The following is a 13,491-nucleotide window of genomic DNA, read 5'->3' as shown; positions in this document are numbered from 1 at the left end:
GAGGTAGGTTTCTTGCGTGACCGAGCAGACACCATTGACGATCATGTTCTGGCCGGAGTCGGCGTACGGGCCGACGAATCAGTGCATCGGGCTGGCGTCGATCCTGCGCGACCGCGGCCACCGGATCGTCTTCGCCGCCGAGAGCTCCTGGGCGGGCCGGATCGCACCGTTCGGGTTCGTCGAGGAACTCGTCGATCTGGCCGCGCCGGCCGAGGGGGCCGTCGACGAGGACGCCGGCGCCTTCTGGACGCAGTTCATCGCCGAGACCGCCCCGGAGTTCCGCAAGCCGACGATCGAGCAGCTCGCGACGTTCATCCAGCCGACGTACCAGGCACTCATCGACGGCGCCCGCTACTGCGAGCCGCGGCTGCGCGACATCATCGCCCAGCATCGGCCCGACGTCATCGTCGAGGACAACGTCGTGCTGTTTCCCGCGCTGGTGACCGCCGGGGTGCCCTTCGTGCGCATCGTGTCGTGCAGTCCGCTGGAGATCCCGGGACCCGATGTGCCACCGCCGTTCTCGGGTTTGCCCAGTGCCGATCGGACGGAATGGGACGCCTACCGGGGGGAGTTCGACCGCACCCACCGCGCGATGTGGACCGATTTCGACGCCTGGGTGCAGGCGCAAGGCGCCGCACCGCTGCCCGATCTGGAGTTCATGCCGCGCGACAACTCGGCCGGCCTCTACGTCTATCCCGCCGAGGCCGATTATGTGGATCGGCGTCCCCTCGACACCACGTGGACGCGGATGGACTCCAGCGTCCGGGAGACCGACGACGCCTATCCGCTGCCTGCCGCTGTGGCCGACCGGCCCGCCGGCAGTGCGCTGGTCTACCTGTCGCTCGGTTCCCTGGGTGGCGCCGACGTCGAGCTCATGCAGCGGTTGGTCGACGTGCTGGGCACCACCCGACACCGCTACATCGTCAGCAAGGGACCACAGGCCGACCGGATCACGTTGGCCGACAACATGGTCGGCGAGCAGATGCTGCCGCAGACGAAGGTGATCCCGCAGGTCGACCTGGTGATCTCGCACGGCGGCAACAACACCGTCACCGAGACGCTGCACTTCGGCAAGCCACTGATCGTGCTGCCGCTGTTCTGGGACCAGTACGAGAACGCCCAGCGCGTCGACGAACTCGGATTCGGGATCCGGCTGGACACCTACCGGTTCACCGACGACGAGCTGACGGACGCGGTGGATCGCCTCCTCGCCGACACCGCGCTGCGCGACCGCCTGGCCGACCTCGGCGCGGCGATCCGCGAACGCGACGGCCTGCGGGTGGGCGCCGACGTCATCGAACGGGCCGGCCGTGCTCACCGGTCGCCGGGTGGCTGACCCGCTGGACTGGCTGGACCTGCCGGGCGGGTACCGGCTGGCCGTCGTCGACGGCGGCGCGGGCCTGGCCGCGACGCCCATGGTGCACCGCGACGGATGGCGACGCGCCCTGCCCGGCGATGGCGCCGCCGAGGCGCTGCTCGAGATGCTTGCCGCACAACGGGGTTCGAACATATTCGGCCGATTCGCGGTGCGGTCATGGACGTCGCGACCCGCGAGGACCGAACGGGCCATCGGCGTGGACCAGACCAACGAATCGGTGATCGTCGGCGACACCGCTGTCGTCAAGTGGGCCACCCACCTGCAGGAGGGCCCCCATCCGGCGCCGCGGCGCATCACCGTCCTGCGGGAGGCCGGCTTCACGGGGATGCCCGCGCCGTGGGGCATGGTCACCTGGCAGCCGGCACGGGGCGACGAGACGGTGGTGGCGTACGTCGACGAGTACCTGCCCGGCGCCGTCGACGGCTGGACGTGGGCGGTCGAGGCGATGACCGCGGCCGCCCTCCACCACGATCCCGAGGCGATCATTCCCACGGCGCAGGCGCTCGGGACGCTGATCGCCGACCTGCATGCCGCGCTGTCCGCCACGGCGTCCACGGCCGCCGCGGCAGACGCGGACCGCTGGCATCGCACCGCTCTCGAGAGCCTCGACACCGCCTGCGCCACCGGTGACTCCGCATGCGGCGCGGTCCTGCGCGCACGCCGCGCAGAGGTGGCCTCGGAGTTCGGGGTGCTACGGACCCTGGCCGGCACGACGGTGCTCGACGGACACGGTGACCTGCACGTCGGTCAGGTGCTGCGCAGCGGCGACCGGTTCTCGGTAACCGATTTCGACGGCAACCCCGTGCTGACGGCCGCCGAGCGGGTCAAGCCCATTCCCGCCGTCGTCGACGTCGCGGGCATGGCGCAATCGCTGTCCCACGTCGCGATCGTCGCCCGCCGCTACACCGATCTCGATCCGGCCGTGCTGCATGCGGTGGAGGGCAAGGCCCGGCGGACGTTCCTCGACACCTATGCCACCCGCCTGCGCGGACTCGGGCACAGCGCGCTGTTCGATCCGCGTCCGCTGCGCGCGCTGCGCCTGATCCAGGTGATGCGCGAGATGATCTACGCCGCAGAGCATCTCCCCCGCTGGATGTACGTGCCCGATGCCGCCCTGCCCGCCCTGCTCGACGAGGAGGAAACACCGTGAAACCCGATGCCTTCGCCGCCGATCTGACGCAGAAGCCCGACGCGCTCGCGCGACTGGCACTGATGCTCTCCGAACGCAATCCGTGGGCCGACGTGGTTCCCGCCGACACCACCCGCGTGGTCCTGCTCGGCATGGGGTCCTCGGCCTACGCGAGCGCGGTGGCCGCCGCCCGGCTGCGGTCCCGCGGCGTGGTGGCGACCGCCGAACTCGCCTCGTCGTCGCTGCTGCCGGCGTGGGGGCCAGGGACACTGGTGGTGGCGACCTCGGCCAGCGGCGGATCGGTCGAGACCCTCGACGCGCTGACCCGGCTGCCCGCGGGCGTCACCACCGTCGCGCTGACCAACACGGCGGGCTCCGCGCTCACCGGGCGGTGCGACAGGGTGGTCACCCTGGAGGCGGGGGTCGAGGCCGGCGGTGTCGCGTGCCGGAGCTTTCAGCACACATTGGCGCTGCTGCTCGCCTTGGAGAGCCACCTCGTCGGCGTCGACACGTCGGCGGTCGCGGCATCCGTGGATGGCGCCGCGGCCGCGAGCGCTCATCTGCTGGAACATGAATCCGACTGGTTACCAGAGCTTTCGGAGCTTCTGCTCGGTCCATCGGGGACCTACCTGGCGGCCCCGGCGCACCGGTTGTGCTCGGCGCAGCAGGGTGCGCTGATGCTGCGGGAGGGTCCTCGGCGACCCGCCGCCGCGTGCGAGACCGGTGACTGGAGCCATGTCGACGTCTATCTGACCAAGACGACGGACTACCGCCTGCTGGTCTTCTCGGGCTCGGCGTGGGAACCGCAACTCGCCGAGTGGACCACCGCGCGGGGCAGCACCGTCGTCGGCGTGGGCGGCGACGTGCCGGGGGCCGGCCGCGTGCTGCGCTATCCGGGCGACACCGACGACGACATCGCGCTGCTGACCGAGGTGCTGGTGCCCGAGTTGATCGCCGCGCGGCAGTGGCAGCGGCTCACCGAGGCGAGCGCTCCCTGAGCAGGGCCGCGGCCTCGCTCTGGTAGGCGTGCTCCGCCCACTGCTGCGGCGTCGATCCGAACCGGTCGTCGACCGCCGCGGGATCGGCTCCCGCCGCGAGCAGCCTTCCGATCATCGCGAGGTCCCCGGCCCAGGCGGCGTGGTGCAGTGGAGTCGCGCCGTTCTCGTCGCGAGCGTTCGGGTCGGCCGGAAAGACCGGTGCGACGGCCGTCGCGCCGCCGACGTCGATCCCGTGCCGCGCCAGCAGCTCCAGCCGGCCCGAAAAGCCATGCTCCGCAGCCCAATCAATCTGTCGTCGCCACATCTGCTCGCGTGTCTCCATCGCCTCACCGAGGCGGCGCTCCCAGGGGCTGGGCGCCACACTTGCCACACCGTGGGCGAACAGCAGCTCCAAGTGGGAGTCGTCGGGCCGGAACATCCGGTTGTAGAGCGTCTGGTGATCGGCCGGATGGGCACCGCGGTCGAGCAACAGCGTGGCGAGTTCGGTGCAGAACGGGTGGCGCGGCTGGAGGCGTGGCCCCTGCTCGCCCTCCCCGAACACTCCCGTGAGCACGGTGAACGGCGTCGCCATGACCCGCCACAGATAGCCGGCGTTCGGATCGGCGCCGGCGTCGAGCAGCAGCGCCGCGGCCTCGAGGGTGTCGGCACGCGACGCCGTGGCCCGCGAGTAGCAGAGGTACATGAGCGGCGTCCACCCGAACGGACCACCGGTGGCCGACGCCCGCGCGGGATCGACGTCCAGCGCGCGGCGCAGCGCTCCGGCATCTGCCGCCGCGGCCGCCGCCCAGATGTGATCCCCGGTGAGATCTGGTGCACACCGCAGCATCTCGTCGGCGTGCGCCCAGCGTGGCGGGGCGTCGACGTCGGTGTAGTGCAGGACCGCCGATGCGCAGAATCGGTCGGCGACGTCGAGCGCGTCCTCGTCGACGCGGCTGGGATCGACGCTGAGCGTCGCCGCGGTGTCGAGGTACCGCACGAGGGCCGGCCATCCCGAGAATCCGTAGCGACGTGCGACGGTCAGCTGGGCGTCGTGGAGGGCGAATCCGTCCAATGCCCGCTCAGGACGAGGGTGGTGACGGCGCACGGACGCCACGGCGTCGGCGTCACCGGCGCGCACGAGGCGCTGCAGTGATCGGGCGTCGTCGCGCAGTCGGGGCAACGACGGATTGTCGGGTAGTGCGCTGGCCATCACGGCCTCCTCTCGTGGGCCCGGCGTCCGCGGGGTCGGGCCGAGAAGAGGTCGGCAATGCCTGGTGCGTGGAGCAGGGAGGCTGAGCCTCTTCGAGCGGACGTCGGGCGGTCCTGCGCGCCCGCGGCGAGTGTAGCCCCGGGGAGGCAGACACCCGCCGCCGCGCAGCATAGGTTAGCCTCACTTAGGTGTCGTTCTCCCCCGCGTCGGTCGTCGAGACCGCAGAGTTGAGCCGTCGACTGCGGCGGATCGTGCTGCGCGTCGACGATCCGCCTGCGCTGGGCGTCCGGCCGGGCGGCGATTCCGCTGTCGGGGTGTACTTCTGCGCCGACGACCATCCCGACGGTGAAGGCCGCAACTACTCGGTGCGCCATCACGACGGAGCGCTGATCACCCTCGACGTCGTGGTGCACTCCCGGGGCCCGGGAACCGACTGGGCCGCGTCGGTGACACCCGGAGCGCGGGTCGGGCTCGATCACGCGCGGTCCTGGTACCGGCCCCCGGCCGGCGCGCAGTGGCAATTGCTGGCCAGCGACATGTCGGGCCTGCCCGCCGCCGCCCGCATCATCGAGGAACTGCCGGCCGGCGTGCCGGTGACGCTCATCGTCGAGGTCCTCGCCAAAGACGATCTCGACTACCTGCCCCGGCATCCGGGCGTCACCGTGATTCCCCGTGTCGGCACCGGAAACGGTTCGGCACCAAGCACACTGGCGGCCGCGGTGCGGGAGTTCCGGCTCCCTCCCGGATGCGGCTACTGCTGGTTCGCCGGGGAGGCGGCCGAGTCCCGCGCGGTCCGCAAGTACCTTCGCGGGCTCGGCTGGACCGCCGACCGTTACGACATCACCGGCTACTGGCGCGAAGACTCCGCCGCGTGGGATGTCCGGTTCGCCGAGGTGAGCGACGACCTGCTCACCGTCTACGAGCGCGCCCTGGCCGAGGGCAAGAGCGACAAACTGGCTTTCGAGGAGTTCGACGACGCCTGCGAACGGATCGGTCTGTAGTCCGTGACCATCAGCGCTCCGGCAGCACCGGCCGCCGCGCCTACGCGCCCCACGCCACGGCGTCGCCGGCCGCTCGGTCTCGGGGGCGCGACCGTGCTGTTGGCCGTGCTGTGCGTGGCCAGCCTCGCGATCGGAACGCAGACCGTGTCACTGCCGACGGTGTGGCAGGCCGTCACCGATTACCAGAACGTCGGCGACCAGTGGATCGTGCACGAGCTGCGCATCCCTCGGACGGTGCTGGCACTGCTGGTCGGGCTGGCGCTGGCCCTGTCGGGCACGCTGATCCAGGCCGTCGGACGTAATCCGCTGGCCGATTCCGAGGTGCTCGGGATCAACTCCGGTGCAGCACTTTTCGTAGTGTGTGCGATCGCCCTGCTCGGACTCGGCGGAATCTGGACCTACATCTGGTTCGCCTTCGCCGGCGCGCTCGTTGCGATGGTGCTGGTGTACCTGGTCGGGATGTCCGGGCGCGCGACCGTGACTCCGGTGCGCGTGCTGCTCGCCGGCGTCGCGGTCGGCGCGGTCATGGACGGCATCGGGTTCGCGGTGCGCCTCGGCCACCCCAGGGCCTTCGACAACATGCGCTTCTGGGACGCCGGGGCGCTGGACGGGCGGCCGTTGGACGTGGCGCTGGCGATCAGTCCGTTCATCACCGCCGGCGCCGTGCTGTGCCTGGTCGTGTCCCGCTCCCTCAACGTCACGGCGTTCGGCGACGATCTTGCCAAAGCACTCGGCGGCAACGTCGTTCGTACCCAGGTGCTCAGCCTGATCGCGGTGACACTGCTCGCGGGATCGGCCACCGCGGCCGCGGGTCCGATCGGCTTCGTCGGGCTGATGGTCCCACATGCCGTGCGCCGATTCACCGGCCCGGACTGGCGCTGGATCCTGGCTTACTCGGTGGTGTGCGGTCCGGCGCTGCTGCTGGCCGCCGACATCATCGGGCGGGTGGTGATCCGCCCGGCCGAACTGCCCGCCGGACTCGTCACGGCGTTCGTGGGTGCGCCCGTGCTCATCTGGCTGATCCGCAGGCGCGGGACGGATCGCCCGTGACCGCCGCACACCTCGACTTCGGAAAACGCCAATGCGTGGTGCGCGTCGGCAGGCTGTCCGCGCGGGCGTCCTGGCGCGCAGTCGCCATCGTCACCGCGCTCATGGTGGCGGCACTGGCCTGCGCTGTGATCGCCGTCGGGCTGGGCAAGTACCACGTCGCGCCCGCCGACGTCGTCGCCGTGCTGGCCGGCACCAACATGTCCTTCGACCGGGTGGTGATCCTCGAGTGGCGCCTGCCGCGCATGTCGATGGCGCTGCTGATCGGTGCCGCCCTGGGCATCTCAGGAGCAATTTTCCAAGCGCTGACCCGCAATCCGCTCGGCAGCCCGGACATCATCGGAGTCAACTCCGGCGCCTACACCGGTGCGCTCGCCGTGCTCGCGACGGTCGGCGGCGGCTACTACGCCGTCGCCGGCGGTGCTGTGGTGGGGGGACTCATCACCGCCGTGGCGGTCTCCGCCCTGTCCCACCGCAACGGCGTGGCCGGGTACCGCCTGATCGTCGTCGGCATCGCGGTCAGTGCGGTGCTCAACTCGGTCAATCAGTGGATCGTGATCAAGCTCGATCACCACACCGCGGTCACCGCCGCGGTGTGGCAGCAGGGCACCCTCAGCGGGCTCACCTGGGCGCAGGTGGTGCCGATGAGTGTCTGTCTGGCGGCGTTGACCGCGATGCTGCTCATCGTCGGGCCGCAGCTGCCCATCCTGCAACTGGGTGATGACGCCGCGGGCGCGCTCGGCGTTCATCCGGACCGAGCTCGACTGGCCTATCTGGTGATCGGGGTCGGGCTGGTCGCGCTGTCCTGTGCCGCGGCCGGACCGATCGCGTTCGTGGCGCTGGCCGCGCCGCAGCTCGCTCGCCGTCTCACCGCGAGCCCCGGTGTCGCGCTGGTCCCGGCCGCGGTCATGGGAGCCGTGCTGCTGCTGCTCAGCGACATCCTGGCCCAGCAGGTGTTCCGCGACAACGAGCTCCCTGTCGGCACGGTGACCGTCTCCCTGGGCGGCACCTACCTCGTGTACCTCCTCATCACTCAGGCGCGGCAGAGATGAACCAACGATGAACACTGACAACCCTTCACGCCTGCGGACAGCGGACCTGTCGATCGGCTATCAGAACTCGGCGATCATCGCCGACCTGTCCCTGACGATCGTCGACGGGCAGGTCACGGCGATCGTCGGCCCGAATGCATGCGGCAAGTCCACGCTGCTGCGCGGCCTGGCGCGACTGCTGAAACCCTCCGCGGGGCAGGTGCTCCTCGACGGGGCCGACATCGCCACCGTGCACACCAAAGAGGTCGCCCGCCGGCTGGGGCTGCTGCCCCAGACCTCGATCGCCCCGGAGGGCATCACCGTCGCCGACCTGGTGGCCCGCGGCCGGTTCCCGCACCAGAACCTGTTGCGCCAGTGGTCGGCTCGCGACGAGGCTGCGGTGGCCAAGGCGATGCGGTTCACCGGCGTCAGCGAACTGGCGGGCCGGCTCGTCGACGAACTGTCCGGTGGTCAGCGCCAGCGGGTCTGGGTCGCGATGGTGCTGGCGGCGCAGACCCCGCTACTTCTGCTCGACGAACCGACCACCTACCTCGACATCGCCCACCAAGTCGAGTTGCTCGACCTCTTCGCGATGCTGAACCGCGAACACGGCCACACCGTGGTCGCGGTCCTGCACGACCTCAACCACGCCTGCCGCTACGCCGATCAGATCATCGTCATGAAGGCCGGAAGCGTGGTGGCTCAGGGCGATCCGACGTCGGTCATCACCGCTGAGCTGGTGGAGGCCGTCTACGGACTGAAGTGCCAGATCATCGAGGACCCGCAGACGGCGACGCCGCTGATCGTGCCGCGGGCGTCCCCGCACCTCAGGGTTCGGCGGTGAGATACCCGCCACCGCGACCGAAGTAGTCCACCGCCCGGTGGTCGACCCCGTCGTCGGTGCGCACGACGTCGAGCACCAGGCCGGGTGACCGGCCCCGGTACGCGTCCGCCCCGGCGACGATCACCATGCCACCGTCCTCGTCGATGAACACCCGCCCGGGGGTGCCGCCGTAAGCGCATCGGGACACGTGTGACGCGATCAGTCGCACCCGCTCGCCGCGAAAGTAGGTGTAGGCATTGGGATACGGATCCGACAGCGCTCGGATGAACCGCTCGATGTCAGCCGCCGGCCAGGTCCAGTCGACGAGGCTGTCCCGGTCGGAACGCTTGTGGAAGAAGGTGCGCTCGGACAGATCCTGCGGAACCGGCGTCACCGTGCCCGATTCGAGCCCGTCCAGAGCTTCGGTGAGCACCTCGGGAACCAGATCCAGTGTTTCGTACACCAGGCTGGTGCCCGTGCTCGTCGGTGTGATCTCCACCGATCGCTGCACCAGTACCGCACCGGTGTCCAGCTCGTCGTCCATCAGATGGGCGGTCAGCCCGGTGTGGGTCGCCCCACTGATCAGAGACCAGATGACGGGCGAGAAGCCGGTGAACTTCGGCAGCAGCGAGTCGTGCAGGTTCACGGTGCCGTACCGCGGCAGGCCGAACAGTTCCCGCGGGAGTTTGGTGCGCCAGTTGTTGGCCACCATCACGTCCGGCGCCAGCGCCGCCACCCGGTCGATCAGCTCGGGTGTCGGACGTTTGGCCAGGAACACCTCGATCCCCTCCGCGCGGGCCAGGTCTTCGACCGAATCGTCCCAGATCGATTCGTAGACATGCTCGCTGGCGGGGTGGGTGACCACCAGGCAGACCTCGTGGCGAGACTTCACCAGCGCCTGCAGCGTGCGATGGCCCCACGTCTGGTACCCGAACATCGCGACCCGCACGTAGCCTCCTCGTCTCACGGCTAGCCTACTGTGGTTAGCCTTACCTTTGATAGCATGCCTTCCGGTCGCCGCGGACACCGACGTGCCCCACCGCGCAAGGCCATCGACGAGGCCGGATCTACAGGAGGAAACCTTTGTCCAGCAATCCTTTTGACGACGAGGACGGCCGCTTCCTGGTGCTGCGCAACGACGAGGAGCAACACTCGCTGTGGCCGACGTTCGCCGACGTGCCCGCTGGCTGGCACATCGTCTACGGCGGCCCCGACGGCACGGATCGCGCCAGCGCACTGCGCTACGTCGAAGAGAACTGGACCGACATGCGGCCACGCTCCCTGCGTGAGCAGATGGAGCGTTCGGCCGCCGACGCGACCGCGCGGAGTTGACCTCGGCACCTGTCGGCGCTGCCCCCACCTGGACCGGCACGGCGGTACTGCGCCGCGCGGTGACGCGCAACCTGCGCCGGCTCGGCTTCGGTTCCGCCCTGATCGCCGCTCACCAGCTCTGCGAGGTGTCGGTGCCGATCCTGATCGGCATCATCGTCGACCGGGCGGTCGCCACCGGATCGGTACCCGCGGTCGTGGTCTGGGTCGGCGCGCTGGCGGCGCTGTTCATGGTGCTCACCCTGGTCTACCGGTTCGGGGCCCGCATGCTGATGGCCGCCATCGCCGAGGAAGGCCACCTGCTGCGGGTCGAGCTCAGCCGCAAGATCCTCGACCCGTCGGGCATCTGTACCGATCGCAAAGTCGGTGAGCTACTGTCGATTTCGTCGACGGACGCCGAGGAGACGGCCTATCTGCTCGACTACGTCCCGCGCATGGTCGGCGCCGTCGTGGCCACCATCGCGTGCGGCGCGGTGCTGCTGTCCATCGACGTGCCACTGGGCCTGATGGTCCTGATCGGAGTGCCGGTGGTGATGGCGGCGCTGCAGCTGACCGCACCACTCATCGCGCGCCGCGTCGAGGACCAGCAGGCCGAGATCGGGCGGGCGACCGCCCTGGCCACCGATCTGATCAGTGGCCACCGCCCGCTGCAGGGCATCGGCGCCCAGCGCAATGCCGCCCGCCGCTACCGCGTCGCGAGCCGCCGGTCGCTCACCGCGACGTTGCGGGCGGCCCGCATCGAAAGCGCGCACGCCGGTGCCGCGGCCGCGGCCGGCGCGCTGGCCGCGATGGCCGTCGCGGTGGCCGCCGCCTACTTCGCCCTGACCGGAGATCTCACCCTCGGCCAGCTGATCACCGTCATCGGTCTGGCGCAGTTCCTCGCCGAGCCGTTCGAGGTGCTGGCAACCCTGCCGAGCTCGGTCGCCGAATCGCGGGCATCCGCCAACAGGGTCGCCGGGGTGCTGTCCTCCCCCACTCGCCACGAGGGGAAGATGACCGTCCCGGCCGCCGACGCCTCGCCGGCCGCACTCACACTGCGAGGCGGAACCCATCAGGGGTTGTCTGACGTGTCATTGGACGTGGCACCAGGGGAATTCGTCGCGGTGCTCGCGGCCGAACCCCGCGATGCGGCCGCACTGGTGGACCTGCTCTCCGGGCACGAGCGCTCCCCGGAACGGGGAGTCGTCCGGGTCAACGGCGATCACGTCGGTCAGCTCCCCTACGGCGACCGTCGTCGCGCCCTCGTCGTCGAACATCACCACGGCGACCTGTTCAGCGGCACCCTGGGGTCCAATCTCGCGATGTCCGGCGTCGAGGCCGACAGTCCGGCGGCCGGCGCCGCGCTGGAGGCCTCCTGCGCACTCGACGTCGTCGAGTGCTTCTCCGACGGCCTCGAGCACCGCGTCGCCGAACGCGGCGCCAGTCTGTCCGGAGGTCAGCGGCAGCGCTGGATTCTGGCGCGCGCCCTGGCCGCCGACCCCGAGATCCTGGTCCTGCACGACCCGACCACCGCGGTCGACGCCGTGACCGAACAGACCATCGCCGACGGCATCCGGCGGGTGCGCTGCCCGCGCGGCCGGACCACGATCGTGCTGACCAGCAGCCCGGCGCTGCTGGCCGCGGCCGACCGGGTGGTGCTGATCAGCGACGGGCGCATCGAAGGTCAGGGCACGCACAACGACCTCTTGGGTACCGACCCGCGGTACCGGGAGCTGGTGGCGCGATGACGATCAGTCAATCGAGCATCCCTCCGGTGCTGCCCGTCGCGACCATGGCGCGCACCGGGTCGTGGTTGCTCGGCGAGATCCGCCGGCGTCGTCTCCCGAGCGCGGTGACGATCCTGGTCGGGCTGGCGGCCGCGGCCGCCTCCACGGTGCCCATCTATCTGCTCGGCACGCTCGTCGACCGTGTCGACGCCGGCAGCTCGGCGCGCAGCCTGGCCGGACTGGCAGCGGTCATCGGAGTCACCGCCCTGATCGGCGGGCTGGGTATCGGCCTGTCCGCCTACCTGATCACCCGGCTCGGCGAAGCTGCGGTCGCCGAGCTGCGCGAGGACGTCGTGCGTCACGCGCTGGACCTTCCGGCCACCACGATCGAGGAGAGCGGCCGCGGCGATCTACTCTCCCGGGTGAGCGCCGACGTCGCCGCCGTGGCCAAGGCGGTCTCGCAGGTGCTGCCGGACATGCTCAACGCCTTCCTCCTCGGTGTGGTCACCCTCGTCGGGATGGCGAGCCTGGACTGGCGACTCGGCGTGGCGGGTGCCCTGAGCATTCCCGCCTACGCCGCGGGGCTGTGGTGGTATCTGCCGCGATCGGCTCCCCTCTACGCCGAGCAGCGCATCGCCCTCGCCCGGCGTGCCCAGGCCACCGTCGAATCGATCCAGGGCGCTCGCACGATCGACGCCTACGAGATGCACGCGCGCCATCTCGCCGGGATCGAGAGCGCCTCGGCGCGCGCCCGCGACGTCGAGGTCTCGGTGTTCACGCTGTTCACTCGTCTGGTCGGCAGGGTCAACAGAGCGGAATTCATCGGGCTGACAGCCACATTGGTGGTCGGATTCGTGCTGGTGCGCAACGGCAGCGTCACCGTCGGGCAGACCACCGCGGCCGCACTGATGTTCCATCGCCTGTTCAACCCGATCGGGATGATGATGTACAACTTCGACGAGATCCAGGCCGGTGCCGCCTGCCTGGCCCGCCTCGTGGGTGTGGTCGACCTGCGCACGTCCACGCAACCGCCGCGGATGCCCGCGCACGGCGTGCCGCCGACCCCGGCCACCGCGGATGTCGAGGTCGAGAACGTCTCGTTCTCCTATGGCACGGGACCCCTTGTCCTCCATGACGTGTCGCTGACCATTCCGGCAGGCACCCGATGCGCCCTGGTGGGCACCACCGGGGCGGGCAAGTCGACGCTGGCCGCCGTCATCGCGGGACTCTTCCTGCCCAATCGCGGCACCTGCCGCATCGGCGGGGTGCCGGTGGCCGACATCGACGACGCCGAACTGCGGTCGTGGGTCGCGACGATCACCCAGGAGGTGCACGTCTTCTCCGGCCCGCTGATCGAGGACCTCCGACTCGCGGCACCCGAGGCCGAACCCGAGCAGATCTGGGCGGCCCTCGACCGGGTCGGCGCGCGACGCTGGGTGGAGGCGCTCGACGACGGCCTCGACACCGACGTCGGCGAGCAGGGCACCACACTCACCGCGGCGCAGGCTCAGCAGATCGCCCTCGCGCGACTGATCCTGGCCGATCCGCTGGTGGCCATCCTCGACGAGGCGACTGCCGAGGCCGGCAGCGCGCACGCCGCCGAACTGGAGAAAGCCGCGCTGGCCGCCACCGCCGGACGCACGACGCTGGTGGTCGCCCACCGCCTCACCCAGGCCGCCACCGCCGATCAGATCCTGGTGATGGCCGACGGACGGATCGTCGAGCGCGGCACTCACGCCGAGCTGATCGCCCGGGACGGCCGCTACGCCCGGCTCTGGCGGGCGTGGCGGGCATACAGCTGAAATCCCCTGCGCGCCAACTCAAGACGACACATCACCTCGAGACGACGGAGAGGTTGCC

The 13,491-nt window shown here is 70.5% G+C and carries 12 protein-coding genes; 10 read left to right on the top strand and 2 right to left on the bottom strand.

What is annotated here, in order from left to right; all coding sequences use genetic code 11:
* Positions 1-16: 16 nt before the first annotated feature.
* From MCHLDSM_RS15935 to MCHLDSM_RS15925, 3 genes are read left to right on the top strand one after another with little or no spacing between them, the layout of a single operon-like run.
* A complete protein-coding gene (locus MCHLDSM_RS15935) occupies positions 17-1,336 on the top strand; it encodes a glycosyltransferase (protein WP_234713991.1) in 1,320 nt (439 codons plus the stop codon).
* Positions 1,329-2,528, top strand: a complete 1,200-nt coding sequence (locus MCHLDSM_RS15930; protein WP_174545815.1) for a glucosamine kinase — start codon at positions 1,329-1,331, stop codon at positions 2,526-2,528. The genes MCHLDSM_RS15935 and MCHLDSM_RS15930 overlap by 8 nt, the downstream gene beginning before the upstream one ends.
* Entirely contained in the window at positions 2,525-3,505 is a 981-nt protein-coding gene (locus MCHLDSM_RS15925) for an SIS domain-containing protein (protein ID WP_048470965.1), read from the top strand. Before MCHLDSM_RS15930 ends, MCHLDSM_RS15925 begins: the two co-directional genes overlap by 4 nt.
* Here the strand turns inward: MCHLDSM_RS15925 and MCHLDSM_RS15920 are convergent.
* Positions 3,483-4,694 (bottom strand): ankyrin repeat domain-containing protein, encoded by a 1,212-nt coding sequence (locus MCHLDSM_RS15920; RefSeq protein WP_048470964.1) that lies wholly within the window; start codon positions 4,692-4,694, stop codon positions 3,483-3,485. The two genes, MCHLDSM_RS15925 and MCHLDSM_RS15920, sit on opposite strands and share 23 nt — an antisense overlap.
* 188 nt (positions 4,695-4,882) lie before the next feature.
* Between MCHLDSM_RS15920 and MCHLDSM_RS15915 the strand changes: the two genes are divergently transcribed.
* The 4 genes from MCHLDSM_RS15915 to MCHLDSM_RS15900 are packed head-to-tail and all read left to right on the top strand — an operon-like array spanning position 4,883 to position 8,617.
* A complete protein-coding gene (locus MCHLDSM_RS15915) occupies positions 4,883-5,695 on the top strand; it encodes a siderophore-interacting protein (RefSeq protein ID WP_048470963.1) in 813 nt (270 codons plus the stop codon).
* 9 nt (positions 5,696-5,704) lie between these two features.
* Positions 5,705-6,745, top strand: a complete 1,041-nt coding sequence (locus tag MCHLDSM_RS15910; protein WP_048471145.1) for a FecCD family ABC transporter permease — start codon at positions 5,705-5,707, stop codon at positions 6,743-6,745.
* Positions 6,742-7,794: a FecCD family ABC transporter permease gene (locus MCHLDSM_RS15905; RefSeq protein ID WP_048470962.1), complete on the top strand. Its 1,053-nt coding sequence runs from the start codon at positions 6,742-6,744 to the stop codon at positions 7,792-7,794. Before MCHLDSM_RS15910 ends, MCHLDSM_RS15905 begins: the two co-directional genes overlap by 4 nt.
* A gap of 7 nt (positions 7,795-7,801) precedes the next feature.
* Positions 7,802-8,617, top strand: a complete 816-nt coding sequence (locus MCHLDSM_RS15900; protein WP_048470961.1) for an ABC transporter ATP-binding protein — start codon at positions 7,802-7,804, stop codon at positions 8,615-8,617.
* Here the strand turns inward: MCHLDSM_RS15900 and MCHLDSM_RS15895 are convergent.
* A complete protein-coding gene (locus MCHLDSM_RS15895; protein ID WP_048470960.1) occupies positions 8,601-9,545 on the bottom strand; it encodes a methionyl-tRNA formyltransferase in 945 nt (314 codons plus the stop codon). The genes MCHLDSM_RS15900 and MCHLDSM_RS15895 overlap by 17 nt on opposite strands.
* A gap of 134 nt (positions 9,546-9,679) precedes the next feature.
* Between MCHLDSM_RS15895 and MCHLDSM_RS15890 the strand changes: the two genes are divergently transcribed.
* From MCHLDSM_RS15890 to MCHLDSM_RS15880, 3 genes are read left to right on the top strand one after another with little or no spacing between them, the layout of a single operon-like run.
* Complete coding sequence (locus MCHLDSM_RS15890) at positions 9,680-9,928, top strand: MbtH family protein (protein ID WP_048470959.1); 249 nt, start codon at positions 9,680-9,682, stop codon at positions 9,926-9,928.
* Positions 9,925-11,652 (top strand): ABC transporter ATP-binding protein, encoded by a 1,728-nt coding sequence (locus tag MCHLDSM_RS15885; protein ID WP_048470958.1) that lies wholly within the window; start codon positions 9,925-9,927, stop codon positions 11,650-11,652. The genes MCHLDSM_RS15890 and MCHLDSM_RS15885 overlap by 4 nt, the downstream gene beginning before the upstream one ends.
* On the top strand, positions 11,649-13,433 hold the full coding sequence (locus MCHLDSM_RS15880; protein WP_048470957.1) for an ABC transporter ATP-binding protein: 1,785 nt from the start codon (positions 11,649-11,651) through the stop codon (positions 13,431-13,433). Before MCHLDSM_RS15885 ends, MCHLDSM_RS15880 begins: the two co-directional genes overlap by 4 nt.
* The last annotated feature ends 58 nt before the right edge of the window (positions 13,434-13,491 follow it).

The sequence above is a fragment of the Mycolicibacterium chlorophenolicum genome, from assembly GCF_001044235.1.
Lineage (GTDB): Bacteria > Actinomycetota > Actinomycetes > Mycobacteriales > Mycobacteriaceae > Mycobacterium > Mycobacterium chlorophenolicum.
Note: the sequence above shows the minus strand (reverse complement) of the source record. Positions and strands in the feature narration are given on the sequence as shown.